23 protein-coding genes and 1 riboswitch are annotated in these 26,231 nt (G+C 63.5%); of the genes, 15 read left to right on the forward strand and 8 right to left on the reverse strand.

Going from position 1 to position 26,231, the window contains the following annotated elements:
- The first annotated feature begins 174 nt into the window (after positions 1-174).
- Positions 175-1,227 (forward strand): NADP-dependent oxidoreductase, encoded by a 1,053-nt coding sequence (locus S101446_RS02770; protein WP_087607538.1) that lies wholly within the window; start codon positions 175-177, stop codon positions 1,225-1,227.
- A 74-nt stretch (positions 1,228-1,301) separates the two neighbouring features.
- Here the strand turns inward: S101446_RS02770 and S101446_RS02775 are convergent, their stop codons facing one another.
- Complete coding sequence (locus tag S101446_RS02775) at positions 1,302-2,549, reverse strand: alpha/beta hydrolase (RefSeq protein WP_244184420.1); 1,248 nt, start codon at positions 2,547-2,549, stop codon at positions 1,302-1,304.
- A 535-nt stretch (positions 2,550-3,084) separates the two neighbouring features.
- Between S101446_RS02775 and S101446_RS02780 the strand changes: the two genes are divergently transcribed.
- A complete protein-coding gene (locus S101446_RS02780; RefSeq protein WP_019087524.1) occupies positions 3,085-3,981 on the forward strand; it encodes a fructose bisphosphate aldolase in 897 nt (298 codons plus the stop codon).
- A 243-nt stretch (positions 3,982-4,224) separates the two neighbouring features.
- On the opposite strand, the gene S101446_RS02785 is transcribed toward S101446_RS02780, so the two are convergent.
- Positions 4,225-5,670: a helix-turn-helix domain-containing protein gene (locus tag S101446_RS02785; protein ID WP_048851982.1), complete on the reverse strand. Its 1,446-nt coding sequence runs from the start codon at positions 5,668-5,670 to the stop codon at positions 4,225-4,227.
- Between the two features lie 264 nt (positions 5,671-5,934).
- On the opposite strand from S101446_RS02785, the gene S101446_RS02790 reads away from it, so the two are divergent.
- The 8 genes from S101446_RS02790 (at position 5,935) to S101446_RS02825 (ending at position 14,718) form a co-directional block, all read left to right on the forward strand.
- Positions 5,935-6,861 (forward strand): AMP-binding protein, encoded by a 927-nt coding sequence (locus tag S101446_RS02790; protein WP_087607540.1) that lies wholly within the window; start codon positions 5,935-5,937, stop codon positions 6,859-6,861.
- A 367-nt stretch (positions 6,862-7,228) separates the two neighbouring features.
- Positions 7,229-7,417: a hypothetical protein gene (locus S101446_RS18730; protein ID WP_157684799.1), complete on the forward strand. Its 189-nt coding sequence runs from the start codon at positions 7,229-7,231 to the stop codon at positions 7,415-7,417.
- 281 nt (positions 7,418-7,698) lie between these two features.
- Positions 7,699-8,154 (forward strand): hypothetical protein, encoded by a 456-nt coding sequence (locus S101446_RS18170; RefSeq protein WP_157684800.1) that lies wholly within the window; start codon positions 7,699-7,701, stop codon positions 8,152-8,154.
- A gap of 107 nt (positions 8,155-8,261) precedes the next feature.
- Positions 8,262-9,626, forward strand: coding sequence for a neutral/alkaline non-lysosomal ceramidase N-terminal domain-containing protein (locus tag S101446_RS02805; RefSeq protein ID WP_244184425.1), 1,365 nt, complete (start codon positions 8,262-8,264; stop codon positions 9,624-9,626).
- Between the two features lie 57 nt (positions 9,627-9,683).
- A riboswitch (cobalamin riboswitch) is annotated at positions 9,684-9,902 on the forward strand.
- A 119-nt stretch (positions 9,903-10,021) separates the two neighbouring features.
- Positions 10,022-12,121, forward strand: a complete 2,100-nt coding sequence (locus S101446_RS02810; RefSeq protein WP_087607543.1) for a TonB-dependent receptor plug domain-containing protein — start codon at positions 10,022-10,024, stop codon at positions 12,119-12,121.
- A gap of 13 nt (positions 12,122-12,134) precedes the next feature.
- Entirely contained in the window at positions 12,135-12,959 is an 825-nt protein-coding gene (locus S101446_RS02815) for an ABC transporter substrate-binding protein (RefSeq protein ID WP_087607544.1), read from the forward strand.
- 32 nt (positions 12,960-12,991) lie between these two features.
- Positions 12,992-13,963: a FecCD family ABC transporter permease gene (locus S101446_RS02820; protein ID WP_087607545.1), complete on the forward strand. Its 972-nt coding sequence runs from the start codon at positions 12,992-12,994 to the stop codon at positions 13,961-13,963.
- The gene (locus S101446_RS02825; protein WP_087607546.1) at positions 13,960-14,718 is read left to right on the forward strand and encodes an ABC transporter ATP-binding protein; all 759 of its coding nucleotides are present in this window, start codon (positions 13,960-13,962) and stop codon (positions 14,716-14,718) included. Before S101446_RS02820 ends, S101446_RS02825 begins: the two co-directional genes overlap by 4 nt.
- A gap of 144 nt (positions 14,719-14,862) precedes the next feature.
- On the opposite strand, the gene S101446_RS02830 is transcribed toward S101446_RS02825, so the two are convergent.
- The 6 genes from S101446_RS02830 to pxpB all read right to left on the reverse strand — a co-directional run bounded on the left by S101446_RS02830 (position 14,863) and on the right by pxpB (position 21,079).
- The gene (locus S101446_RS02830) at positions 14,863-16,065 is read right to left on the reverse strand and encodes a pyridoxal phosphate-dependent aminotransferase (protein WP_048851976.1); all 1,203 of its coding nucleotides are present in this window, start codon (positions 16,063-16,065) and stop codon (positions 14,863-14,865) included.
- 136 nt (positions 16,066-16,201) lie between these two features.
- Complete coding sequence (locus S101446_RS02835; RefSeq protein WP_157684861.1) at positions 16,202-17,380, reverse strand: MFS transporter; 1,179 nt, start codon at positions 17,378-17,380, stop codon at positions 16,202-16,204.
- A 149-nt stretch (positions 17,381-17,529) separates the two neighbouring features.
- Positions 17,530-18,453, reverse strand: coding sequence for a DMT family transporter (locus S101446_RS02840; RefSeq protein WP_019085520.1), 924 nt, complete (start codon positions 18,451-18,453; stop codon positions 17,530-17,532).
- A 174-nt stretch (positions 18,454-18,627) separates the two neighbouring features.
- A complete protein-coding gene (locus S101446_RS02845; protein ID WP_087607548.1) occupies positions 18,628-19,395 on the reverse strand; it encodes a LamB/YcsF family protein in 768 nt (255 codons plus the stop codon).
- On the reverse strand, positions 19,392-20,402 hold the full coding sequence (locus S101446_RS02850; protein WP_087607549.1) for a 5-oxoprolinase subunit C family protein: 1,011 nt from the start codon (positions 20,400-20,402) through the stop codon (positions 19,392-19,394). Before S101446_RS02850 ends, S101446_RS02845 begins: the two co-directional genes overlap by 4 nt.
- Positions 20,399-21,079, reverse strand: coding sequence for a 5-oxoprolinase subunit PxpB (gene pxpB / locus S101446_RS02855; RefSeq protein ID WP_087608809.1), 681 nt, complete (start codon positions 21,077-21,079; stop codon positions 20,399-20,401). Before pxpB ends, S101446_RS02850 begins: the two co-directional genes overlap by 4 nt.
- Positions 21,080-21,435: 356 nt before the next feature.
- Between pxpB and S101446_RS02860 the strand changes: the two genes are divergently transcribed.
- From S101446_RS02860 to S101446_RS02880, 5 genes are all read left to right on the forward strand, one after another.
- A complete protein-coding gene (locus tag S101446_RS02860) occupies positions 21,436-22,191 on the forward strand; it encodes an SDR family oxidoreductase (protein WP_087607550.1) in 756 nt (251 codons plus the stop codon).
- A gap of 5 nt (positions 22,192-22,196) precedes the next feature.
- Positions 22,197-22,634, forward strand: a complete 438-nt coding sequence (locus S101446_RS02865) for an acetyl-CoA carboxylase biotin carboxyl carrier protein (RefSeq protein WP_053323028.1) — start codon at positions 22,197-22,199, stop codon at positions 22,632-22,634.
- Positions 22,631-23,998 (forward strand): acetyl-CoA carboxylase biotin carboxylase subunit, encoded by a 1,368-nt coding sequence (gene accC, locus S101446_RS02870; RefSeq protein WP_087607551.1) that lies wholly within the window; start codon positions 22,631-22,633, stop codon positions 23,996-23,998. The genes S101446_RS02865 and accC overlap by 4 nt, the downstream gene beginning before the upstream one ends.
- Positions 23,995-24,453 (forward strand): biotin/lipoyl-containing protein, encoded by a 459-nt coding sequence (locus S101446_RS02875; RefSeq protein ID WP_087607552.1) that lies wholly within the window; start codon positions 23,995-23,997, stop codon positions 24,451-24,453. The genes accC and S101446_RS02875 overlap by 4 nt, the downstream gene beginning before the upstream one ends.
- A 283-nt stretch (positions 24,454-24,736) precedes the next feature.
- Positions 24,737-26,227, forward strand: a complete 1,491-nt coding sequence (locus S101446_RS02880; RefSeq protein WP_244184427.1) for an aspartate ammonia-lyase — start codon at positions 24,737-24,739, stop codon at positions 26,225-26,227.
- The last annotated feature ends 4 nt before the right edge of the window (positions 26,228-26,231 follow it).

The raw sequence follows: 26,231 nt of genomic DNA on the forward strand, positions 1-26,231 counted from the left end.
ATTGATGATATAGCCCGTTTCCGGGAAAACAGATGGCTGCGGCAGGGATTGAAACCGTGGACCCCGGCATGACATAGTATGAGAACAATAATCAGAACAGTGCGTTAACCGTCATTGTCGGCCCGGTCCCGTTCACCCGGAATCAAGGGGGCGGCCAGATTATGGAGCAGTTTCATGAACAGTCCTGACATGCCGCAAAACCGCCGGATCGTGCTGGCGTCCCGCCCATCGGGTGCGCCGACCCTGGCCAATTTCCGTCTGGAACGGGTTCCGGTTCCCCGTGCGGGTGCGGGACAGGTGCTGCTCAAGACGCTGTGGCTGTCGCTGGACCCCTACATGCGTGGCCGCATGAGTGCCGCGCCATCCTACGCCCCGCCCGTCGCCGTGGGGGATGTGATGGTGGGCGGAACCGTGGCGCGGGTTGAACAGTCGGGGGTGGAAGGATACAGGCCGGGCGATATCGTCCTGTCCTATGGTGGATGGCAGGATTATGCCGTGTCCGACGGGACGGACCTTATGGTCCTGCCGGCTGGCATGTCCCACCTGTCACGCGCGCTGGGTGTTCTGGGCATGCCCGGTTTTACGGCGTGGTATGGCCTGTTGAAAATCGGTGCGCCCAAGGCGGGCGAAACCGTGGTGGTGGCCGCTGCCAGCGGACCTGTCGGGGCCGTGGTCGGGCAACTGGCCCGACTGCATGGCGCAACCGTGGTGGGCGTGGCGGGCGGCCCGGAAAAATGCCGTCGCGTGCGTGAGGAACTGGGGTTTGACGCCTGCCTTGACCACCGCGCCCCTGATTTCGCGGCCCAACTGGCGGCTGCATGCCCCAGGGGCATTGATGTCTATTTTGAAAGCGTGGGCGGCAAGGTGTTTGATGCCGTCCTGCCGCTGCTCAACACATTCGCGCGTATCCCGGTCTGTGGCCTGATCGCCCACTATAACGACAGCGTGTATGACGGGGGTGTCAACACTGATCCTGGACCCGACCGGCTGCCAGCCTTCATGGGGCAGATCCTGATCCGTCGCCTGCGGGTGCAGGGATTTATCATTCTGGAACACTACAGCGAATTTTACGCCGAATTCCTGCACGACATGCAGCCACTTGTCGAAAGCAGGAAAATCCGTGTCTTTGAAGATATCGTGGACGGCCTGGAAAATGCCCCCGCGGCCTTCATCGGCATGCTGGAAGGGAAAAACAGCGGAAAACTGCTGGTAAAAGTCAGTTCATGAACCCCGAAGGGGCCGCCACCCCATTTGCGCGGCGTTCCGACGGATACAGGCTGGCCAACCCGGTATTTCCCCGATCAGTCCCGTTGCGGGACATAGCCCTGCCATAACCACAACAGGGCTTCGGGCAGGGTCTGCGCGATTGTCGGACCATCCACATGCCCCGCGTTGCGTGACAGGACGAACTGGTAGTCATATCCTTTCGCCGCCAGGACGCGGGCCATGTTTTCACTGGCCAGCACCCAGTCATGCATGCCATCGGGCATGGCGGGCGCGGGATAGAACAGGTCCCGATCACCCGCGGCAAACCAGAACCGGACCGGCTTGTGCGCGGCATTGGGCACCAGCGCCGCCCCCGGCTGGCTACCCGTGGCGGCGGGGTTGCCCGCCCAGGGGGAGTGATACTGCCACGCCCCGCCCGGCATGGCCGGGTCATGTGGCCACTGCTGGTTGGTCAGGGTCGGGGAATAGGCCAGCACGCGGCGGTACAGGTCGGCATGGAACCATGCCATGCCAAAGGCCGCGCCGCCGCTGGAACTGACCCCCATCGTGGCCCTGCCATCGGGGTCATGGGTCAGGCTGACGCCTGCCTGCCGCTGGGCCAGGGGCAGGACCTCGCGTTCAACCCATTCGGCATAGGTGCCCGATACCGTATCATATTCCAGCCCGCGTTCGCTGCCCTGCGCATCCTGTCCGCCCGCGCCGATGCCAATGGCGATGATGGGGGGCAGGCGATGGCTGTTGATCAGCGCGTCCAGGGCGGCAAACAGGTCCCGGCCGGGATAGAAACCAGCCGCCCCGCCATCGCCAAAGACAAGGAACGGTGCCTTGGTGCCGGGTTTGTACTGCGCGGGCACATAGACATCCACCTGCCGCATCCATGGGCCGGAATGGCTGCTGGTCAGGCGCAGGTCGGACGGGTCGCCGGGGGCGGAACGGGCTGTATAGATCGCGCCATTGGGGCAGCCATCGGGGTCATCGCGCACAATGCCGGAATTGAACAGGACGCTCTGGCTGGAATTCATGGTGAAGGAGACCACACGCCCATGCGGCGCGGTGCGGGCTGCCGCGAATTCCGGGGCGGCCATATGGGTTGGTCCCAGCACGAAATTGCCATTTGTCGCCAGTGGCGGGACGGTGCCATCCGGCAGGTCGCGCGCCGGGGGATAATGGGCATCATGCGGGTCGCGCCGGGGTGTCCCGCCATCAGGCGCAAGCCCGGACAGGTCGATAAAGAACGGGGCCTGTGGGTGCGTGGTATTGGCAGCAGGCGGGGTGGGAACATGCACCGACTGGCAACCGGCCACGGCAGGTGACAGCTTCATGGCAAGACAGCCCAAAGCCAGAAGGGGAATGAAAAACCGTGTCCTGAAGCCTGCCGTCAACCGTCCGTATCCCGTTCCGTGCTGAAAATTGCTCATGCCCCAGTCAAACACGGGCGATGATCCATATCCACCCCCGGTTTCAGGGTTGTGCGTGTGGCATTCCGGGGTCGTGGCAGGCGGGAAACAGACGCCCCATATCAGCCATCTTCCCCTGTTTGCACCATGATGGCCGATGCCATCCGTCGCATGGCCTGATGTATGTCATTGCAGCATGTGACGGGCGGCCCCATATCAGGGATGATGGTTTTTTTCATATGATGCAGGAGGGAACTGCTGGCGCAAAGATCAGTCATGTCCCGGCTGCCTGTCGCATGCGGGGGTACCGGCGCGGGCAGAAAACCGGTTGCGTGATTTTTGTATTTACGTCCATTCCCCCGCATTTTAACTTATTAATCAATGCATACCCGGGACATTATCCCTGATGTCCGATCATCGCCTTGGTGGTATATAAATACTGAACATAGGATAAATAAAAATGCCTGTTGAGCAGATGCGCAAGAACATGTCGGAGAACGCGGGTTTCATCGCGGCCCTGGACCAGAGCGGGGGATCAACACCGGGGGCGCTGCGGCATTACGGCATACCGGACAGCGCCTACAGCACCGATGCGCAGATGTTTGCCCTGATGCACGAAATGCGGGTCAGGGTCATTACCGCCCCGGCCTTCACGGGCAAAAGCATCCTCGCCGCCATCCTGTTCGAGCAGACCATGAACGGGCTGGTCAAGGACACGCCGGTTCCCACCTACCTGTGGAAGGAAAAGGGCGTCGTCCCCTTCCTGAAGGTGGACAAGGGGCTGGAGGCCGAAGCGGGCGGCGTGCAGATGATGAAGCCCATCCCCAACCTTGAACCCCTGCTGGACCAGGCGATCAGCAAGGGCATCTATGGCACGAAGGCGCGTTCGGTCATCCGCCTGGCCGAGCGTGAGGGTGTCGCCGCCATCGTGAAGCAGCAGTTTGCCCTGGCCGAGCAGATTGCGGCCCGTGGCCTCGTGCCCATCATGGAACCCGAAGTCCTGATCAAAAGCCCGGACAAGGCAGGGGCGGAAGCCCTGCTGCATGACGAACTGCACCGTGGGCTTGATGCGCTGCCCGGTGACTATCAGGTGATGATCAAGGTCTCGATCCCCGAAAAGGCCGATCTTTACCTTGACCTGATCAGGCACCCGCGCGTGCAGCGCGTCGTGGCGCTGTCCGGTGGGTATCCACGTGATGAAGCGTGTCAGCGGCTGGCGAAGAACCATGGCATGATCGCCAGTTTCTCGCGCGCGCTGCTCGAAGACCTGCGCTACACCATGACGGATGCGGAATTTGACGCAGCCCTCGCGAAGTCCATCGAACAGATCTTCAAGGCATCCACGCAGAAGGCCTGATGACCCCGTTTCCCTGTCCCTGCCAATACGGTGGGGACAGGACATGTGACAGGCGGCTTCCGGTATTACGGAAGCCGTTTTGTATTTGTCCCCCGGATGACTTTTTCTAACATACTGAAATTATAAAAGTTTTTGGTGAAGCTTTTTTCAAAAAGCTTCGAAAGACGTCGCCTTTTTGAAAAAAGGCGACACCCAGAAACTTTTCCTATTTTTTATCAACGGGATGTTTTCAAACAACTTCCTTTACAATGCCGTGCGATAGGGCGCGATGCCGCGTCCCTCGTTATCAATATCGACACGGTGCCCGACCATCGGCAGCGCGCGGTGATGGCAGTTTTCGCGCGTGCAGGCACGGCAGCCCGGCCCGATGGGAATGATCATGCGCGGGTCATTCAGGTCCAGACCGGCGGAATAGACAAGGTGCCGGGCATCCGCAATCGAACAGCCCAGAACCACAGCCGTAAGGCGCGGGCGGTCAAGGTAGGATATGCTGCTGCGCCCCACTGTCCGCGCGATGTTGAGGTACAGCGCGCCATCGGTTGTCTGGGATAGCTGGACCTGCACCTGCTGGGGCGTGCTGAAGGCGCGGAAAATATTCCATAGCGGGCAGGGGCCGCCGAAACGGGACTGGGTAAAACGGTTCGCGCTGAAGCTTTTCAGGATATTGCCCGCGATATCCGTCTTGAGGAAGTAGAACGGAATCCCCTCGCTTCCGGGGCGTTGCATGGTGCTCAGCCGCTGGCAGGCCTGTTCGAAACTGACCCCGAAATGACGCTGCAACCGTTCCAGGTCATGGCGCACGTCACGGGCGGTTGTCCGGAAACGTTCATAGGGCAGCAGCAGCGCACCGGCGAAATAATTGGTCAGGTAGACGCGCGCCAGTCCCCTTGCCTCGGTTTCATGCAGGCGGGAACGGCGGATCGTGCGGGCAAATACCCCCTGGTGTTCAAGCTGCCCCAGTGCCTGCGCCATCCAGAACGTGCTGCTTTCCGACGGGATGATGCGTGACAGGAACAGGGTGCGGTGCCGTCGGTCCATGTGCCACATCAGGCCCTTCTGCCCCAGGCCAAGGTCGATTTCGGTGCGGATGCCATGCCGGTCCAGAAGGTAGCGGGTCAGTTGTTCGCCCGGATTGCCTGCATCAAGCCGCATCTGTTCGGCCTGCCGTTCGGCCGTGCGGTCCACCTCATCAAAATAGTTGCGCTGGGCCTGCACCCAGTCATTGACGGCTTCGTAGGGTTCCACCCGGTCGGGCGCATCCCGCACCCCGCCGTGTTGCGGCAGGTCGGGGCCGATCAGGGGGGCGGCCGTATGTTCCTGCCGTAGCAGATAGGCGCGATAGAGCCGGATGAACTGTGTGCACAGGTCGGGTGCCACGCGCATCGCCGCCTGAATGCTGTCCAGCCTTACCGCATCGGCATCAAATACCGGATCAGCCAGTATTTCACGCAATGCCTGTATGCCGCGTGTTTCTTCAGTATCGCTGAAATAATCCACGCCAACGGAAAAGATCTCACACAGCGCATCAAGCAGCGTCAGCGGCAGGGGGCGGGCGTCATGTTCGATCTGGTTCAGGTAACTGGCGGATATGTCCAGCTTCCGGGCCAGTGCGCTCTGTGTCATGCCGACACGGGTGCGCTGGTGGCGGATACGCGATCCGGTAAAGGTCTTGGTGGCGGGTTTTTTCATCTTTGCAATCTTTGCAATCCGCTTCGTGGTGTTCGCTCTTTTAAACGGCAAAACGTCTTCCGTTTGCAACCGGGATTTGTCACAGTCCCCATCAACAAAAACAAGAGCAGTAAAGACGAACGCCAGGGTCGGGCAAGAATAAACATAATAACTGCCGTTTCAGGCACCCGATACCCCGGGGCGATTGACATGCAACATCGCCGTTGACTGACTGCAGCCCTGCATGGCGCTTCGCGCATGCACTGAACGCCAAGGAACACGACCATGACCCATATGATGCATGATAACGTTTCCATTCTGTCAGCCCCTGCCATGGGGCGGGCATTTCCACCAATGACGGGCCATGCCGTCCTTCATGGCATGTCATCGTCGCCCGCGCACGGGCAGCGCATGCTGAATATTTCCGCCCTGTGCGTGGACCGCCATCTGGGGGACCATGCGGACAGACCCGCCATATCCGGGCAGGGGACCGATATGCAACCCGTGTCCTATCGCGACCTGCATGAACGTGTCTGCCGCCTTGCCAATGCCCTGACGGACCAGGGGGTGCAGCGTGGCGACACGGTGGCGATCCATCTGCCCCTGATGGTGGAAAGCGTTGTTGCCGTCCTGGCATGCATCCGTATTGGCGCGGTGCATGTCGTGCTGCCAGCCGTGCTGGGCGCGCCGACCCTGGGCGAACGCCTAGCTGATTGCGGTGCGGTTGCCGTGCTGACAGGGAATGGAACCGACTACGACACCCCCCTGAAGGCCACGTTGGACAAGGCATTGCACGCGGCAGGTTCCCGTTGCCGGGTCAGGCTGGTACTGATCGTCACGGCAGGGGATGCGGAAATCATGATGAAGCCGGGACGCGATCATCACCATGATGCCGTTGTGGACTGGTACGAACCTGATTACCCGCCCGAGGCCATGTATGAAGATGACCCGCTGTTCCTGCTCTATCCCGCGGGCAGGACAGGCCGGTGTCACGGCGTGACGTATACGGCAGGGGAGTATGGCCGCCTGATATCCTATACAATGGGTATGCTGTCACCCCCCTCTGGCGATGCCGGCATTCCCGGCGTCCTGCTTGCAATGGCATGGAATACGGGACAGACCGCCCTGATCGTGGGGGTACTGGCAAAAGGGGACGCCATTACAATTCATGGACATGCCCGTGCGGCTGCGATGCCGGCCAACTGTTTTTAAACAGTTCTGGTCGCAAATTCCGGAACGTGAAAATCAATGCCTGCGCCTCTCCGTTTTTTACGGAGAGGCGCTATCTGTTAAGGTGCCGTGAATATCAATCAGTCATGATTACTGTATCAGGCTAAGCTTTTTGCTCCGGGACCGTTCCGCCCATCTTACATTGTCTTCACGGATAATTTCTTCACCAACTGGGTGTCTTTGACCGGATCTTCGTCGCCCTGACAGAACAGACAGGCCGTTCAAAGCGCCTGATGATCGATGCGACACACCTCAAGGCGCACCGGACATCGGCCTCCCTGCTCCAAAAGAGGTTTTTCCCCGCCATATCGGGCGGACAAAAGGTGACCTAAACTCAAAACTCCATGCCGTGTGCGATGGTCTGGGCCGCCCTGTCCGCCTTCATCTGACTGCGGGACAGGTCGGTGACTTCAAGGGCGCAGACGTGCTGCTGGCAGATCTCTCTGACGAGACAGAAGAAGTCATCGGGGACAGAGGCCATGACGGCACATGCGATGGCGCTGGCGATTGGACAGACCAGAAACCGGGACCGTCCTGACTGGTAGATCAGCCTGTTAGGAAATATTTCCCATAATCATGTCGGGTATTCACCTGTTTTTTTGCAGGGGGTTGCGGCACGGCCTGCAAATGTCTGGGTGCCGATCCGTACATTCCTGAATATACACCGAATATCAAGAATATTCCCCGATATGGTTACGGTGACGTAATTACCATTATCTGGCGCCGGACCTGTCTGATACGGTTTATTACATCATGAAACCTTACATTCATGGTCGTGCGGCATAATGTATTAGGGGTCGAATTAAAGGATATCATATTATGAAGCGTTCAATTCTTTTCGCACTGGCACTTGGCGCCTCCCTTCCGCTGGCAGCACATGCCCAGTCCAATGACTGGAACCAGGGCGGTGAACAGGGCGAACATGGTGGTCGCGGCGGCCATGGCCATCACGGCGGTCGCCATAACGGGGGCGAAGGCAACCGTGGCGGCCAGGGTGGCGATTACCAGCGTGGCGGTGACCAGAACGGTGGTCAGGGCGGCGAACGCGGTGGTGAACACGGCGATCGTGGCGAACGCGGCGGCGAAGGCCGTGGCGACCGGAACGGTGGCTTCGGTGGTCAGGGCAACCGCGGCGGCGACAGCCAGAATGGCGGCTGGGGCGAACATGGCGGTGGTCGTGGTGGTGAAGGCCAGAATGGTGGCTGGGGCGAGCACGGCGGCGGTCGCGGTGGTGACCGCAACGGTGGCTGGAACCAGAACAGCGGTTCCAACTGATCTCCCTGCTACCCGAAAGGCCCGGCATATTGCCGGGCCTTTTTTTGTTACAGATGGACGCACTGATATCGTGCCCGTCATACGCAACGGATAAAGGGGACAGGATCGTGCCATCCAGACGGGATTTCATGGCGACCATCGCCTCTGGCGCCCTTGTGGCGCTGGGTGCGGGACCGGTACGCGCCGCCACGACCGGGAAACCGGCGTTTCGTGCGGGCAGCGGGCGGGCCGATATCGTTTTCCCGTCCGGCCGGTTTCCCATTGACGGCTTTACCGGACAGCACGACCCGCTGGCCGTGCGTATCGTGCTGCTGGATGACGGGACAACCCGGCTCGCCATTGTCGTGGTGGACCTGACATCCATCTCCGGTGAACTGATCACCGCGATCAGGACCATCGTGACGGATGTCGCGGGCATTGCCACCCCGGACATCATTGTCAGCGCCAGCCACACCTTTTCCGCGCCGCACATATTCGCAGCGGGGCAGGCGCCGCCGGGCACGGACATGAAAGCCAATGCCGCCGCATGGCAGGCGGTCATCCAGGCCGCGCGGCAGGCCGCGACACGCGCCCTTGCGTCCCTGCAGCCCGCGCGCCTGGGTGCCGGGCAGGGAACAAGCCGGGTCAGCGTGAACCGTGACGTGCGGACCCCGTATGGCTGGTGGCTGGGCGCGGATGACGCGGGGGATACGGACCCGACCGTAAGCGTGCTGCGCATTGACCGGCTGGACGGCAGGCCGCTGGCGATCATGACGAATTTTGCCGTGCAGTCCTCGGTCATGGACGGATCGGTCACCAGCACGGGCGGCAGGCTTGTGACGGCCGACCTCGCCGGTGCGGCCATGCGGCATGTCGAGGCACGGTACGGCCCCGACGCCACCGCCCTGTTCATGGTGGGGGCGGCGGGCGATCAGGCCCCCTATCTTCAGGCCAGCCGTCCCGTCGTCAATGCGGATGGCAGGGCGGCCCGGATTGACATCCATGAAGCCGGGTTCGCGATTGTCGACCTGCTGGGCGCGCGCCTTGGCACGCAGATTGTCGATGTGGCGGAACGGATCAGGGCCGTCGATGCACCGACACTCGACATCCGGCGGGAAAGCATACAGGTGGCGTCACAGGCGTTCTCGCCCCGCACGGACCGCGCCACGGGGCCGGTCACGACATTTTCCTATGATGCGGGGCCGCCGGTTGCGCTGCCCGTGGTGCTGGTCCGGATCGGTGACCTTGCGCTGGTGGGCGTGCAGCCGGAACTGGCCGCGGGCCTTGGCGTCCGGATCCGCGCGCATTCGCCCTTTGCGCATACCATGGTGGCCACGATGGTTGATGGCGGGGCCAAATACATGCCCGATGCGCGCAGCTATGACCGCCATACCTACGAAGCGCGCAGCTCCCCCTTTGCCAGGGGGGCGGGGGAAGCCGCCTGTGCCCGGATCGTGGCATTGCTGAAGCAGGCCCTGCCTGCCGCCCGGTAACGGCCGCCAGCGGGCATGGGGCGTAAGGCAGCCCGGGTTGACAGGACCGCCCCGCACGATCAGAACCGTGCCGACGGTTTCCCCCTGCGGGGGGATGAAAAGGGAACGGGGTGCGGATTGCGATCCAATGCCCCGGCTGTCCCCGCAACTGTAAGCGGTATGTCCTTGCATTGCCGGATGTCATGGTCCGGGCCACTGGAAACTGCGGTTTTTCGGGAAGGTCGTGCAGGATGCCACGCCGTGAGCCAGGAGACCTGCCGTCATAGTGGTTGCGACCGGGAACTGTCTGGCGGGGTGTCCTGACGGTGTGGCGCCACGGATTTCCCTACGGACCGGAAACCGTGTGGTGGCACGCTCTCGTGGCAACGATGATGTGACCGCGAGACCTGAACCCGATGATCCTTTTCCGTAATCTGCTGATTGCCTCCACCACATTGATGACAATGGGGGCGGCGGTGGCGCGCGCTGATGCCCCTGCCGGGCAGGGCGCGCCACAAAAGCAGCCCGGCCGCGCGCATGTGGTCAGGGATCAGAAACCGAAAGCTGCCGTTCCACCGGGCGATGCGGGCCTGCCCGAACTGATCAGCGTCAGCGCCGCCCGCAGGCCCACGGCAGCCGATGACATCGGCACCAGCATGACCATCATCACCGAACGGCAGATCCAGACCCAGCAGCGGCGCAGCCTGACGGACATCCTTGCGCGCCAGCCGGGGCTGAACGTGGTGCAGACGGGCGGGCCAGGTGGCACGTCGTCCATTTTCATGCGGGGCAATAACGCCAACGAGGTCAAGGTCCGCCTTGATGGCATGGACATCAATGACGGCAGTTCCACCAGCGGCCTGTTTGATGCCGGGGCGTTCGTGACCGACGGCATGGGCCGGATCGAGATCCTGCGTGGCCCGCAGAGCGGTCTGTACGGCGCGGACGCCATGGCCGGTGTCATCGACATCACCACCGCACGCGGACAGGGTCGCTTCAGGCCGTTTGTCCGGATCGAAGGCGGTGGCTACGGCACGTTCAACCAGACATTCGGCGCGCGCGGCAGCCGGGGACGGTTTCATTACAATGTGGAATTTTCCCATTACCGCATGGACGGGTTCCATAATATTCCGTCCTATATCGAACAATATTATGGCGCCAGCCAGCAGCAGAGGCATGAAGGCAACCGCGATGACAACCGTGGCGTCAACACCCGGCTGGGTTATGACGTCACCCGCAGTTTCGACCTGGGGCTTACGGCGCGGCTGATACAGGACAACAACCATTCCTATTCGGTGTATGACCTGCAGAGCGAAAATCTGTACGGTGACAGAGGCGTGCGGGAACAGACCACCCGGAACGAGGCTATCGTGCGCGGGACGGCGCATCTGGTATCCTTCCACGGCCTGTTCGATCAGGTGCTCGGCCTTGGCTACATGACCAACCGCAACCGCTGGACGGAGACGGGCACAAGCTACGGCAGCCCGGTCAATCCCGATCCCGATTATTACCGGTCGAGCCGACTGAAGGTGGACTGGCACGGCACGTTCAATTTCAGGCAGTATGGCCAGTTGCTGATCGGGGCCGAGCATTTCCACGACACGTTCAATACCAGCCATACGGCGTCCAGCATGTGGGATAGCGGATACGATACCTCCGCCAGCATGGATACGACCGCGGGCTACGGGCAGTATCAGGGGAACTGGAACCATATTCTGTACGGCGCAGCCAATATCCGTTACGACGCCAATTCACGCTACGGCAACCATGTGACATGGCGCGTGGCACCCGCGATCCATGTGCCGGGCACCGGCACCATCATCAAGGCCAGCGCCGGTTCCGGCTTCCATGGACCGTCATTGTACCAGCTGTTCGCAAGCCAGGTGGGCGCCGGATATTCGGAAAAGGGCAATCCCAACCTGAAGGCGGAGCAACTGATCGGCTATGACGCGGGTGTTGAGCAGAAACTGCTGCATGACCGTCTGAATTTCGGCGCAACTTGGTATGACAACCGGGTCAGGAACCTGATCCAGTCCTCGCTGTCGATTGATTCGTCATATGACTACAACTACTCCTACGCCAATGTGGCGAAGGCGCGAATGTATGGTGTGGAAGCCTTCGTGAACTGGAAGGCGCTGCGTACCCTGGAATTCAACCTCAGCTACACCTGGACCCATGCGCGCGATGAAACGAACCACGACGAACTGCAGCAGCGTCCGCAGCACAAATTCAATTTCAACACGACATGGACCCCCATCCGCGACCTGACATTTTCGGGCAACATCCTGTACACCAGCGGCTGGCGCGACCTGCCGGTCATCGGTAGCGAGACATGCAGCACATGCGCAAAAGGGCATGGGTATTTCACCATCGACGTGGCTGCCAGTTACAGGATCAACCGCTATGTTTCCGTCTATGCCCGCGCCGACAACCTGCTGGACCGCCAGTTCGAGGAACCGATCGGGTACCTGCAGCCCGGTCGCGCCGGTTATGGCGGCTTCATGCTGAATTACTGACATGAAGGGGGTTATGGCGGGCATTGTCGCGGGTCTTCTTGTCTGTGCCCCGATGGCGCGGGCGCAGTCCCTGCCGCGCGTGGTGTCGCTCAATGTCTGCACCGACCAGTTATTGCTGCTGCTGGCCGGACCGGGGCAGATCGTGGGCGTGACGCCGCTTGCGCGCGACTGCTGGAATGCCGTGCTGTGCGAACAGGCGCGCAATGTGCCGATCCTGCGCCCCACGGCGGAAAATGTCGTGGCGTCCCACCCTGATATCGTACTGGGGGAGACCTATACCGCGGCTGTCGCCATTCAGGCCGCGCGTGAATGGGGGGCGCGGGTTGTCGTCCTGCCGCCCGCGCAGGCGCTGGCGGATATTCCCGGCCAGATCATGACGGTGGCGAACGCCATTGGCGCCGGCGCACGGGGGCGCGCGCTGGCCGGGGATTTTGCCCGCCGCCTTGCATCCCTTTCAGCCAATCCCGGTCCCGCCGACCCGACAGCCGCGATCTACGCCGCCAATGGTTTCGTCACCCGCGCGGGGTCATTGCCCGATGATGTCCTGGCCCATGCTGGCCTGCGCAATTATGCAACTGTCATGGACCGGCAGGGGACGGCCCGCTTTTCCATGGAGATCCTGATCGCGCACCCGCCCGACCTGCTGGTGCTGGACCGTTCGGGGCAGGGCACGTCCCTGGCACAGTCCATGCTGGATCATCCCGCGCTGAAACAGGCCTTTGCCGGGCCGCACCATCTGGATCTGCCCGCCCGGCTGTGGTTGTGTGGCCTGCCGCAGACACTGGACAGTGTCGCCATGCTGCGTGCCGCCCGCGACAGACTGGGGACCATCCGGTGAAACCTGCCCCTAATGCCCTGTTACTGAACATCATGCTTCTGGTGGGGGTGGCGGGCCTGTCCTGCGCGTCGCTCATGTGGGGGGAAACCCGTGTCATGTTCGCGCATGCGCTGGCGGACCTGCTGGCGGGGCGGCATGGCGCGGGTGCCGTCATCGTGGGGCAGCTGCGCCTGCCGCGCACGCTTCTTGCCATCATGGTGGGGGGAACGCTGGGCCTGTCGGGGGCGGTGTTGCAGGGGTACCTGCGTAACCCGCTGGCCGATCCCGGTATCCTGGGGGTATCGGGTGGCGCGGCGCTGGGGGCGGTCAGCGTGTTCTATACCGGCCTCATGCAGGTTTCCATCGCGGCCCTGCCGCTGGGCGGGCTGACGGGGGCGCTGTGTGCCGTGGTCGTCCTGATGGGGCTGGTGGGACGGGGCGGCACGCTGGTGCTGCTGCTGGCGGGGGCGGCGCTGAGCAGCTTTGCGGCGGCCCTGACGGCGCTGGTGCTGAACCTTGTGCCCAGCCCCTATGCATCATTCGAAATCATGCACTGGCTCATGGGATCGCTGACGGACCGGACCTTTGCCCATGTGTGGATCTGCCTGCCGGGCGTGGCCTGTGGCACGCTGCTCATGCTGTCGGCAGGGCGTGCGCTGGATGCGCTGACACTGGGGGAAGACGTGGCGGAAAGCCTTGGCTTCCGCCTGCACGGGGCATGGGGCATCCAGACGCGTATCGTGCTGGGGGCGGCCGTGGCCGTGGGGTCGTGCGTGGCGGTGTCGGGCGCGATCGGCTTTGTGGGGCTGGTGGTGCCGCACCTGCTGCGGCCGCTTGTGGGGTATCAGCCATCGCGGCTGCTTGTGCCGTCCTTTCTGGGGGGCAGCATGCTGCTGCTGTTGGCGGATATGGTGGTGCGTGCGGTCACGGTCGGGCCTGAACTGCAACTGGGCGTGTTGACGGCGCTGGTGGGCGCGCCGGTTTTCCTTGCCCGCGTCATCATGCTGAAAAGAACCGTGCCATGACCCTTCTGCAGGCACGCGACATCTCGCTCAGGCGCGGGGACCGGGCGGTTGTCGCCGCCGCGTCGCTTACGCTGGCGCGGGGACGGGTCATTGGCCTGATCGGGCCGAACGGGGCGGGGAAAAGCACGTTCATGCGCATGCTGGCGGGATTGCAGCCCCCTGATCGCGGGCATATCGCGCTGCTGGGCCATGACATGGGCCGGATCAGCCCGACGTTACGCGCCCGGCAGCTTGCCTTCGTGCCACAGCAGGGCGAACCGCCGCCGCCCATGCCCGTGCGCGCGCTGGTGGCACTGGGGCGCCTGCCGCATGGGCAGGTCAACGCGCAGGCCGCCCGTCATCCGGCGGTGGCGCGTGCCCTGGCCGCCACCGGCCTGCTGGACCTGTGCGCGCGCCCGGCCAGCCATCTGTCCGGTGGGGAACGGGCGCGCATGAACCTGGCCCGCGCGCTGGCGACCGACACGCCGGTCATGCTGGCCGATGAACCGATCGCGGCACTCGACCCGGCGCATGCCCTGTCGATGATGCGGCTTTTCCGCCAGCAGGCGGGGCAGGGGAAGGGCATTGTCGTCGTGCTGCACGATCTGGTCCTGGCGACCCGGTTCTGTGATGAACTGGTGCTGATGGACAATGGCGCCGTCATCCGTCATGGCCCGGCCACGCAGGTGCTGGATGATGACATCATGCGCACGGTTTACGGGGTAACGGTGCGGCGGGTGGACGGCGCTGTCCTGCCATGGGCGCTGTGCCGCTGACAGCCGTCGCATGATCCGGGCGATGGACCGCAGGCGGGGTCATGCAAGGCCGCGCCATTTCCCGCGCAACGCAGCCGCATGACCATAAAAAAGACCGGGGCACCATCCGGATGCCCCGGCCTTTTCCCGGATACGGGTCCGGCCTTACTTCAGGCCATCCACGAAGGCCGCGATGCGACGGCAGCCTTCGCGCAGGGTATCCGTGTCGGTGGCGTAGGAAATACGGAAGAACGGGCTCATGCCATAGGCCGCGCCCTGCACGGACGCCACCTGCTGTTCTTCCAGCAGCGCCATGACGAAATCGGCGTCGGTCGCGATCAGGCGGCCACCGGCCGAGGTTTTGCCCATGCACCCGCTGATGTCGGGATAGACATAGAACGCGCCCTGCGGCGTATGGCACTGCACGCCCGGAATGGCGTTGAGCAGGGAGACCACCAGATCACGCCGCGCCTGATATTCCGCCGCGCGGTCCTTCAGGAAATCCTGCGGGCCGTTCAGCGCGGCCACGGCGGCGGCCTGCGCCAGCGTGTTGATGCCGCTGGTGGACTGGCCCTGCATGTTGTTCATGGCAGCAATCAGCGCGCGGGGACCGCCGCAGTAGCCCACGCGCCAGCCGGTCATGGCATAGGCCTTGGACACGCCGTTGACGGTCAGGACACGGTCCTTCAGCCGCGGCTCGACCTCCGCGATCGTGCAGAAGGTGAAGCCGTCATAGATCAGGTGTTCATAGATGTCATCGGTCATGATCCAGACCTGCGGGTGCTTCAGCAGGACGGCGGCGATGGCTTCCATGTCCGCGCGCGGGCAGCATGCGCCGGTGGGGTTGCCGGGGAAGTTCAGGACCAGCCACTTGGTCTTTGGCGTGATCGCGGCCTCAAGCGCTGCGGCGGACAGGCGGAAACCCCCCTCGGCAGGGCAGGGCACGGACACGATGGAGGCCCCGGCCAGGCGGGCGATATCGGCATAGCTGATCCAGCTTGGCGTGGGCAGCACCACCTCGTCACCGGGGTTGATGGTGGCCATCATGGCGTCATAGATGATCTGCTTGGCGCCGTTGGCCACCAGGATTTCATCCAGCGCGTAATCAAGGTGGTTTTCGCGCTGGAACTTGCCCTGCACCGCCTTTTTCAGCGCGGGCTTGCCATCCTGCGGCGGGTATTTGGTGTCACCCGCGCGTGCTGCGGCAATCGCGGCGTCCACGACATGTTCGGGGGTGGGGAAGTCGGGTTCGCCCGATGACAGGCTGACGATCTTCATCCCTTCCGCCTTCAGCATCGATGCCTTGTCGGTCATCGCGGCGGAAGCCGAAATCCCAATTCCATTCAGTCGATCCGCAAACCCAGGCATCAGACGTTCTCTCCACTTCTACTCATGCAACAGGACACTATGCTCGCCGCGCATCGTAAATCGTTTCGACGCGGCTTAGATACCGACGAAAATCATCTGGCCCCATACAACAATACTATGAAAGCCGGACAGCACCTTACCCCGCCTGCCCATCCATGCGGATCGGGTTGCGCACCATGGCCAGTGACAGCCCGGCTGCGATGACCAGGGCGGCGGCGCACATGTACCATGCCATGTCGAAACTGCCGGTCCACGCCACGATATACCCGGTCAGGATGGGCGACAGCAGCCCCAGCGAATTGCTGCATGTCAGCGTGACACCGGTCACGGCACCCATTTTTTGGCCGTCTTCCACCATGTCGGTCAGCAGCGCGGTATTGGCGCCATTGGCCGCCATAAGGCAGGCCAGCGCACCCGACAGGACCAGCAGGATGGGCATCATGGTATGGAACTGCGGCAGCAGCCCGATCGTGGCGGCCCCGATAAGGCAGGTGGCGACAATAAAACGCCGCGAAGGCGGATGAATGCCATTGCGGAAGACCACATGTTCCAGCACCCGCCCGATAATGACCGCGCCAACGGCCGCGACCAGGTAGCACAGGGCCGTACTGTTGCCCGTGCCGGTGGTGTTGATGTGCAGTTCATGGATCAGGTACAGCGGCATCCACGACATGACCAGGAAGTTCAGGTAATTCTGCGTACACTGCACCACCAGTATCCCCAGGAAGGAGGAGGAGCGGAACAGGTTCCTGATTTCCCGCACCGTGATGGGCCTGCGCGGGGCGGCATCGGCCTTCTGCGCCGGGTTGCGGTACACCAGCCACCACACCAGCGCCCACGCAATGCCCACCGCGCCCAGCGCCATGAATTCGCACCGCCACCCGAAAAAGGTAATCAGGTACGCCCCCGCGATCGTGCCGCCGGCCAGGCCAAGTTGCATGCCCGTCAGCAGCACGGTCATGACCGACCCGCGTTCGCGTGGCTGCGCCCAGTTGCGCACCACGGTGGCGCCCACGCCAAAGGTCGGGGCCTCCCCAACCCCCAGCAGCACGCGCGTCAGCAGGAACTGCGTGATGTTCTGCGCCATGCCGCCCAGCAGCATGGCGAACGACCATATGCCCACGGCAAGACTGCCGATGGCGCGCGCCCCAACCATGTCAAGCACGATGGTCGAAGGCAGGTTGAGCAGGAAATATGACCACAGGAAGCTGGATGAAACCCAGCCCATCTGCACCGGCGTCAGGGAAAACTCCCTGCCCATGGACGGCAGGGCGATGGACAGCGCGGCGCGGTCGCCATAGCTGATGGCGTACATCAGGAACACAAGAAAGAAGAACACGTAGCGGGCCGGAATTGCGCGCCCGCTGCGTGCGCCGTTGGTCGTTTCACCTGTTGTCACGCTACAGGACTCCTGGTGTGCCGTGAATGACGATTGGGTGGGGCCGCCACGCGCGGGCCATGGCGTCATGGCGGGGTGCCGGTGGCCGCGTCCATCGTGCCTTCCGCCACGGCTTTCTGCTTCGCGGGGCGATCATGGCGCAGCATCCACACGCCGGAACCGATGATCAGCAGCCCGCCCGTCACCATGGCGATGCCGGGTATTTCACCGAACCCGAACCACCCGATCAGCGCCGCCCACAGCAGCCCGGAATAGGCAAAGGGGCCAATGGCGGATACCTGCGCCGAGGCAAAGGCCTCCGTCTGCAGGACCTGCGCGATCCCGGCGAAGGCGCCGACGGCGACAAGGCACGCGGCTTCGGTCATGCCGGGCGTGGTCCAGATGAAGGGCAGGGGCAGCGCGGTCATGAGCGTCATGAGGATCGCCTGCCACAACGCGATGGTGGTGCTGGCTTCGGTGGCCGAAAGCTGGCGGATCTGCATGGTGGTCAGCGCACCCACCGCCCCCTGCGCCAGGGCTACGAAATAGGCCCAGCTTGGCACCGCGCCGCCCGCGCCATGCAGCAGCCCCTTGCCAAGGGCGACCACGATCACGCCCGAAAACCCGATCGAGACCGCGATCCAGCGCTGCAGCGATGGCCGTTCATGCAGCAGCGGGATGGACAGCAGCACCAGGAACAGCGGCTGCGTGTAGGACAGCACCTGCTGTTCGGCCAGCGGCAGGCGCGTCACGGTAATCACCACCATGATCATGCTGATCAGGCCAACGACCGAACGCAGGACATGCCCGCCAAAATGGTGTGTTTTCAGGATAATGCCCGTGCGCGACGCGATCAGCAGTACGAAGGGCAGGGAAAACAGGTTGCGGAAGAAAATGATTTCCAGCGCGGGCAGCGACGATCCGGTCAGTTTCTGCAGGGCATTGAGGGCGGCGGTAAAAAATGTTGCCGATGCCAGAAGAAGGGCGCCACGTTTCAGGTCATGCTTCATTTTGTCCGTACCTCAACTGCACGACATGGACGGGAGCGCGCTTCATGAAGGATCAGTCCGGCCGGTCATCCCCGCCTGTTTCACGTTACGACACCGTAACGCATGGGGCATGTTCCGGGTCATAGGAGTTCGTTGCGGCGCAATAGGAAATTCTTATGGGTGCGGGGCCGGGGATCAGTCCCCAAGCTGGCAGGCAGGTGTCAGCACGCCGCCGCTGGCCACGATTTCCGCGCGGATGGCGCGCGCCAGTTCCAGCGATCCGGGCGTGTCGCTGTGGACCAGGATGGACTGCGCCCTGACCGGCAGGCGCTTGCCGTCGATGGTCGTGACCGACCCGTCGTGCAGGAACTGCTTCACGCGCGCGCGCACGCCCGCCAGATCATGGATCACGGCGCCCGGCTGCCCGCGCGGGACCAGCGTGCCCGCCGTGGTATAGGCCCGGTCGGCCAGAAACAGCGTCCGGGCCCGCAGCCCGGCCTTTTCCGCCGCGCGTTCGGTTGCCTGGCCGGGCATGCAGAACACGCTCAGGTCCCGGTCAAGGGCTGCAATGGCGCGGGTCAGGCGCAGGGCGAGGGCTTCATCCGCATTCGCCATGTTGCCGAACGCCGCATGGTAGCTGACATGGGTGACGCGGTGGCCATGGCGGGCGGCAATGCCCTGCAACGCGCCGATCTGGTAGCACATCATGGATTCCATGTCCGCGTCCGACACGGCCATGTTGCGCCGCCCGAAACCCATGAGGTCCGGCAGCCCGGGATGCGCGCCGATGCCGACCCCCTTTTCCTTCGCCAGACGTACGGTACGGTCCATGATGGCGTAGTCACCGGCATGGAACCCGCAGGCGATATTGGCCGAGGACACGGTGTCCATCAGCCCGTCGTCATCGGCAATGCGCCAGCGGCCGAAGCCTTCGCCCATGTCGGAATTGAGGTCGATCTTCATGCCCTGTCTCCAGACCTGATGCCCGCGCGGCAGCGCGCGGATGTACGGTAACGGTCAACCATCATGTGCAGGTCGTCCAGATAGGCATCGACCGGTCGCATGGCGGCGACACCTTCGGCAAAGCTGCATTCGTGGAAGCGGATGCGCGTGCCGATGCGCGCCTGCGCCAGCCGCCACAGGTCGGCTTCGATCACGGTGGCGATGCGGGGGTAGCCACCCACGGTATTGGCGTCGGCCAGCTGCACGATCGGTTCCCCCGCCGGGGGCACCTGCACGATACCGGCAATGACACCGTAGGAACGCAGTTCAACCCGATGGTGCAGTTCCAGCGGCGCGCCCGACAGGCGGTAGCCCACGCGGTTGCTCTGCGGTGTGATGCGCCACGGGGTGTCCCACAGGCGCTGCCGGGATTCGGGGGTGAACAGCTCGTAATCGGTCGCCGGCATCGCGCGCAGGTGGATGACCTTCGCATCATCCCCGCAGGCCACGGTATCCAGCACCGCCGCGGGCGGCAGGGCGCCGTAGCCCGACACGTCCAGCGTGGCCCCCGTGGTCTGCAGCGTGTCACCCGCTTCCAGCGGGCGACCGTCCAGGCCACCAAAGCCGCCACGCAGCTGCGTGCTGCGCGATCCCAGCACCACGGGCACTTCAATCCCGCCCGCTATGCAGATATAGCCGCGCGCGCCGGTTTTGGGCGGCCCCACGCGCAGCACCTGTCCCGCCGCCACCGTTTCGACCATCCATGGCAGGATGGTGCGGCCATCGATTTCGATTGCGGCATCAATGCCCGTCACCGCAAGGCTGGCCGGCGCGTCAAAGCGCAGGACGAAGGGATAGGTCTGCAGTTCGATACAGGCATCATCCACCGGGTTGCCCAGCAGGATATTGCCCACCCGCAGCGCAAGGGCGTCCATCACGCCGGATGTGCCCACGCCAAGGTTGCGGTAACCGGGACGGCCCAGATCCTGCACCGTGTTCAGGGCGGATGTTTCAAGGATGGTAATCACAGCGCGATGCTTTCGGGATAAAAGCGGATGCGGTCGCCAATGGCGAACAGGGCCGGTGGCTGCCTGCAGGGATCGAACAGGGTAATCTCGGTATACCCGATGGAATTCCACCCGTTCGGCCCGGTCAGCGCGGAAATGCCCGCCTGCATGCCGCCAATGGTAACGGTCCCCGCCGGCATGTTCAGCGATGGCACGGTCTTGCGCGGGGTGGCGATGCGCGGGTCCAGCCCGTGCAGGTAGCCAAAGCCCGGCGCGCTGCCTATGGCGCACACGGTGTATTCGCTGCCGTGGTGGATGGCGATCACCTCCTCCGGTGGCAGGCCCGCATGGGCGGCGACGGCGGCCAGGTCACCGCCCAGTTCGCCGCCATAGCGCACGCCGATTTCAAACAGGCGCCCTTCGATATGCCGTTCGGGCAGGGTATCCCATGCATGGCGCAGCCAGTCGGCCACGGCCCGCGGGCTGTCGGGCGGGACAGCGAAGATCAGCATGAGGTTGGTCACGCCGGGAATGAGTTCGCATACGTCGGGCCGTGCCTGTGCCGCGTCCATCAGTGCCCAGATCCGGCGCTGGTGGGCCATGGTGAAGTCCCCTGGCGCCTCGAACAGCATGGCGCGGGTGCCGATCATGCTGATGGTGGGCACGGCATGGGTATCGCGCGCCACGTCGTTCTTCATATCCGTGTTCAAAATACACAGTCCCTGGAACAGTGCTGGTCATATCCCGGAAAATGGCGGGATCCGGTATCGCGCCCGAAGTGTCGCAATACAGGTTTCGCGGCATCTGGTGCCGACCCGGAAAGTAAGGCCGTTTGCGTAACGATGACCAGTGCAATTCTGGTTGTATGGCTATTGGATAATCTTATGGATCAGGATGATAACCGGGCCATCATATATTGTTATGGCGTGAGAACGAAGTGCTCTTGGCGCTGGTCGCGCCGGGCCGGTAGCATGTAGTGAATAGCTGAGCATCCGGCAGCCGTTGTGGCGCCGGGTGGGATTAGTTTCTCTGTTCAGGATCGGGTTTTCTTACCATGAGCAACCAGCCGTACCGTACCGCCCTCGTCACCGGCGCATCCTCCGGCATTGGCGCGGAAATCGTCCGCCGCCTGTCAAGGGAAGGGATCGAAGTGCATGCCCTGGCGCGTGACGCGGCGCGGCTGGAACAGCTGTCGCAGGAAACCGGGTGCGTCGTGCATGCCGTCAGCGTATCCGACCAGGCGGGGATCGAGGCGCTGGTAAGCGGGCTTGAGATCGACATCCTGGTCAATAACGCCGGGCAGTCGCGCACGGGCAACATCACCAACACCACGCCCGAGGATATCGACGCGCTGGTTGACGTGAACCTGCGCGCGGTGCTGCAGCTGACGCGGCTGGTGATCGCGGGCATGATCAAACGTGACCGTGGGCATATCGTCAACATCACCTCCATTGCCGGGCATTACGCCTTTGCCGGTGGCAACACGGTCTATCACGCCACCAAGGCGGGCGTGCATTCCCTGTCGCAGCAGCTGCGCTGTGACCTGTTCGGCCACCATATCCGCGTGACCGAAGTCTCCCCCGCGCGTTGCGAAACCGAAGTGTTCGGCCGCCTGATCGGCAACATGGAGGAGGCGAAGAAGCGTTTCTTTGATGAATATGAATCCCTGCTGCCCGAGGATATCGCCAACTCCGTCGCCTTTGCCGTTATGGCGCCGCAGCGCATGAATGTCAGCTTCATGGAGGTGCTGCCGACCATGCAGGTGGTGGGCGGCCTGAACTTCGCCAAGAAGACGTCCGGCGCGGCGTAAGACCGGTGGATCTCACGCATGTCAGGCGGCTGATCGACCTTGTGGCCCATGCCCCGGTCACGGAGCTTGAGGTTGAGGAAGGCGGCTGCCGTATCCGCATCACCCGTGGTGGCGGCGCGCAGCCTGCCGCCACGCCCGCGCCCGCAACCGCCGCCGTGGACACGGGCATTGCGCCCGTGGCCGCGGCCCCCGCGGCGGCGCCGGTGGCGGACGCCGTCATCGCGGCCCCGTCCTATGGTGTGTTCCATCTTTCGCCATCGCCCGGCGCGGCCCCCTACGTCACGGTGGGCCAGGACGTGGCGGTCGGGCAGGAAGTGGGACTGGTCGAGGCCATGAAGGTGTTCAACGCCGTCCGCGCCACGCAGGCTGGCAAAATCGCCGCCGTGCTGGTGGAAGACGGCACCGAAGTGGAGGCGGGGACCCCCCTGTTCCGGCTGGCATGAGTGAGACCCCACGTTTCAGCCGCGTGCTGATCGCCAATCGTGGCGAAATCGCGCTGCGTATCCAGCGCGCCTGCCGCCAGCTCGGGCTGGAGACGGTGGCCGTGTATTCCGAAGCCGACGCCGACAGCCGCCATGTGCAGGAGGCCGATGTCGCCCTGTGCATCGGCCCTGCCGCCGCCGCGCGCAGCTACCTTGACGCCGACGGGCTGCTGCTGGCCGCCCGCCTGACCGGGGCGCAGGCCATCCATCCCGGTTATGGCTTCCTGTCGGAAAATGCCGATTTCGCCGATGCGGTGGAGGCGGCGGGCCTGACCTTCATCGGGCCGACGGGTGCGTCGATCCGCATGATGGGCGACAAGATCACCGCCAAGCGCGCCATGCGCGACGCGGGCGTGCCCTGCGTGCCCGGGTCGGACGGGCCGCTGCCTGCGGACATGGACGCGGTGAAGGCGATTGCGTTGCAGGTGGGCTTCCCGGTCATTGTCAAGGCATCGGGCGGCGGTGGCGGGCGCGGCATGCGCGTGGTCGAGTGCGAGGCCGACCTGGCGCAGGCGGTCGCACTGACCGCCAAGGAAGCGCAGCAGGCCTTTGGCAACCCGACGCTGTATCTTGAACGCTTCATGCAGAAGCCGCGCCATGTCGAGATACAGGTGCTGTGTGACACGCATGGCACGGCGTTGTGGCTGGGCGCGCGCGACTGTTCGCTGCAACGCCGCCACCAGAAAGTGCTGGAGGAGGCCTCCGCCCCCGGAATCGCACGGCAGACGATTGCCGAAATTGGCGAACGCTGTGCCGAAGCCTGCCGCCGCATCGGCTACCGTGGCGCGGGCACGTTCGAATTCCTGTATGAAGACGGGGTATTCGCCTTCATCGAAATGAATACCCGCGTGCAGGTCGAACATCCGATCACGGAAGAAACGACCGGCATCGATATCGTGGCCGGGCAGCTGCGCATTGCGCAGGGCGAGCCGCTGGGTGTCGCGCAGGCTGACATTCCGCTGCTGGGGCATTCCATCGAATGCCGCCTGAATGCGGAAGATCCGTTCACCTTCATGCCATCGCCGGGTACCATCACGCGCTGGGACCTGCCCGGTGGGCCGGGTATCCGGGTCGATACGCATGTGGTCGCGGGCTATACGGTGCAGCCTTATTATGACTCGCTGATCGGCAAGATCATAAGCCATGGCGCCACCCGTGCCGAAGCCATCGCGCGGATGCAGGTGGCGCTGGCGGAAATGAAGGTGGAAGGGGTGTCAACCAATATCGCTCTGCACCGTGACCTGCTGGCGGACCCGGATTTCCGGCGCGGCGGGGTGGACATCCACTATCTTGAACGCTGGCTTGCACAAAGGACGGCCCCATGAACAACCGGTCCGAACAGTTGGTGCCGCATTTCGACCGCCTGCCGGAACCCGAACAGATCACGCAGATGGCGACATGGCTGGCCCAGGCGGGGCTGGACAGTCTGGAACTGACGAATGAGGCAGCCGGACTGAAGCTGCGCATCCGCGTGGGACAGGCGGATGCGGGCCTGCCCGCGGCGCAGGCCGCAGTCCCCCAGGCGCATGCCGGGGCAGGGCATGTTGCGGTCAGGACGCCGTATTTCGGTCACCTGTGCCTGACCCATCCATTGCGCGACGCGCCTTTTGCCCCGGTGGGGATGAAGGTGGCGCAGGGGGATGTGGTTGCGCTCCTGACACTGGACAGCCTGCAGGTCCCGGTTTCCGCGGCAGCGGCGGGGACGGTGGTGGATGTCGTGGGCCAGCCCGGCGCGCTGGTCGGATATGGCGCGACCGTCATGCACATCCAGCCCGACTGATACACACCGGCCGGATACCGTAGCCGCGCGGGCAACAGTATCCGGCGCTTCAGGCACGCTGTTTTATTGACGTGATGCGGGCGGCATGCGCAGGATTTCAGGGATGGCGCGGTTATCGTGGCCTCCGGTCCGGTATTGCCCTGCCTGAAAAGTCAGGCCGGGAAGCATCCCGCAATAATAAGGAAGTTTCTGGTGAAATTTTTTAAATAAAGGCTGCACCCGGAAACGTTTGTTCGGTTGTCTTGAAATAATATTTTAACCAGCATAGGCCGGAATGATGAATATGCCCCCGTCGGCACCAGACGCCGCAACCTGCACCCCCACGGCCCCGACCAGGCCCGTGGGGCCGGAGACGGCAGTGCCCGGTCAGCGCATCGAGCGCGACCTGCTGGGTGAGGTCACCATTCCCCCCGGCGCCCTGTGGGGTGTGCATACGAAACGCGCGCTGGATAATTTTCCCATTAGTGGCACGCCAATCGGCACGTTCGGGGAACTGGTGCAGGGACTGGTGACGGTCAAGCAGGCGGCGGCACGGGCCAACCTGGCGCTGGGTTACCTGGACCGCACCCGCGCCGACGCCATTGAGGGCGCATGCCGGCGGATACTGGAAAACCCGGCCTGCCGCGCGCAGTTTGTCGTGGACGCCATGCAGGGCGGGGCGGGCACATCGACAAACATGAACGCCAATGAGGTCATCGCGAATGTGGCCCTTGGCCTGCTGGGGGAAAAGCCGGGCACATATGCCGTGCTGCACCCCAATGACCATGTCAACATGGCGCAGTCCACCAATGATGTCTATCCGACGGCGCTCCGCCTGGGGCTGCTGCTGGCGGTTGACCCGCTGCTTGATGCCCTTGGGGGGCTGCACGGGGCGCTGGATGAAAAGGCGGAAGCCTTTGGTGCGATCCTGAAGGTCGGCCGCACGCAGTTGCGCGATGCCGTGCCCATGACCGTCGGGCAGGAATTCGGGGCGTTCCGCACGGCGATCGCCACGGAAATCAGCAGTCTGAAAGCCCATGCCGCAGCGTTCGAGCGGGTCAATCTGGGCGGCACGGCCATCGGGACGGGGCTGAATACCGACCCGCGTTATGCATCGACCGTCATGGCGGAACTGCGCCGCCTGACCGGGCGGCCCATGGTCAGCGCGCCGGACCTGATCGAGGCGACATCTGACGTGGGCGCCTTTGTCCTGTTTTCCGGCGTGCTGAAGCGCCTGGCGCTGAAACTGTCGAAGATGTCCAGCGACCTGCGCCTGCTGTCCAGCGGGCCACGCACGGGACTGGGTGAAATCGTGCTGCCGGCGGTGCAGGCGGGATCGTCCATCATGCCGGGCAAGGTCAACCCCGTCATACCCGAGGCCGTCAATCAGGTGGCCTATCTGGTCGCGGGCCATGACATGACCATTACCATGTGCGCCGATGGCGGGCAGTTGCAGCTGAATGCATTTGAACCGATGATCGGCTACTGCCTGTTTACATCCATCAGGACATTGCGCGCCGCGATCGAAACCCTGACCACGCGCTGCATCAACGGCATTTCCGTTGAACGGGCGCGGTGCCAGTACCTGTCGGACATCAATATCGGCATCATCACGGCGCTGGTGCCGGTGCTGGGGTACGATACGTGTTCGACCATCGCCAAACGCGCACTGGCGGAAAACCGTAGGGTGACGGACCTGATCGTGGAGGAAAACCTGCTTTCTCCCGAACGGCTTGCGGCCCTGCTGCGGCCCGATGCGCTGACCAGCCCCAACGTGGGGTTGCAGGCGGGCTGAACCC

The sequence above is a fragment of the Komagataeibacter europaeus genome (assembly GCF_002173515.1).
Lineage (GTDB): Bacteria > Pseudomonadota > Alphaproteobacteria > Acetobacterales > Acetobacteraceae > Komagataeibacter > Komagataeibacter europaeus.

Coding starts and splice junctions, on each gene's coding strand:
- S101446_RS02770 (WP_087607538.1), top strand. CDS start 175: ATGAACAGTCCTGACATGCCGCAAAACCGCCGGATCGTGCTGGCGTCC.
- S101446_RS02775 (WP_244184420.1), bottom strand. CDS start 2,549: ATGAAGCTGTCACCTGCCGTGGCCGGTTGCCAGTCGGTGCATGTTCCC.
- S101446_RS02780 (WP_019087524.1), top strand. CDS start 3,085: ATGCCTGTTGAGCAGATGCGCAAGAACATGTCGGAGAACGCGGGTTTC.
- S101446_RS02785 (WP_048851982.1), bottom strand. CDS start 5,670: ATGAAAAAACCCGCCACCAAGACCTTTACCGGATCGCGTATCCGCCAC.
- S101446_RS02790 (WP_087607540.1), top strand. CDS start 5,935: ATGACCCATATGATGCATGATAACGTTTCCATTCTGTCAGCCCCTGCC.
- S101446_RS18170 (WP_157684800.1), top strand. CDS start 7,699: ATGAAGCGTTCAATTCTTTTCGCACTGGCACTTGGCGCCTCCCTTCCG.
- S101446_RS02810 (WP_087607543.1), top strand. CDS start 10,022: ATGATCCTTTTCCGTAATCTGCTGATTGCCTCCACCACATTGATGACA.
- S101446_RS02815 (WP_087607544.1), top strand. CDS start 12,135: ATGGCGGGCATTGTCGCGGGTCTTCTTGTCTGTGCCCCGATGGCGCGG.
- S101446_RS02820 (WP_087607545.1), top strand. CDS start 12,992: ATGCTTCTGGTGGGGGTGGCGGGCCTGTCCTGCGCGTCGCTCATGTGG.
- S101446_RS02825 (WP_087607546.1), top strand. CDS start 13,960: ATGACCCTTCTGCAGGCACGCGACATCTCGCTCAGGCGCGGGGACCGG.
- S101446_RS02830 (WP_048851976.1), bottom strand. CDS start 16,065: ATGCCTGGGTTTGCGGATCGACTGAATGGAATTGGGATTTCGGCTTCC.
- S101446_RS02835 (WP_157684861.1), bottom strand. CDS start 17,380: ATGTACGCCATCAGCTATGGCGACCGCGCCGCGCTGTCCATCGCCCTG.
- S101446_RS02840 (WP_019085520.1), bottom strand. CDS start 18,453: ATGAAGCATGACCTGAAACGTGGCGCCCTTCTTCTGGCATCGGCAACA.
- S101446_RS02845 (WP_087607548.1), bottom strand. CDS start 19,395: ATGAAGATCGACCTCAATTCCGACATGGGCGAAGGCTTCGGCCGCTGG.
- pxpB (WP_087608809.1), bottom strand. CDS start 21,079: ATGAAGAACGACGTGGCGCGCGATACCCATGCCGTGCCCACCATCAGC.
- S101446_RS02860 (WP_087607550.1), top strand. CDS start 21,436: ATGAGCAACCAGCCGTACCGTACCGCCCTCGTCACCGGCGCATCCTCC.
- accC (WP_087607551.1), top strand. CDS start 22,631: ATGAGTGAGACCCCACGTTTCAGCCGCGTGCTGATCGCCAATCGTGGC.
- S101446_RS02875 (WP_087607552.1), top strand. CDS start 23,995: ATGAACAACCGGTCCGAACAGTTGGTGCCGCATTTCGACCGCCTGCCG.
- S101446_RS02880 (WP_244184427.1), top strand. CDS start 24,737: ATGCCCCCGTCGGCACCAGACGCCGCAACCTGCACCCCCACGGCCCCG.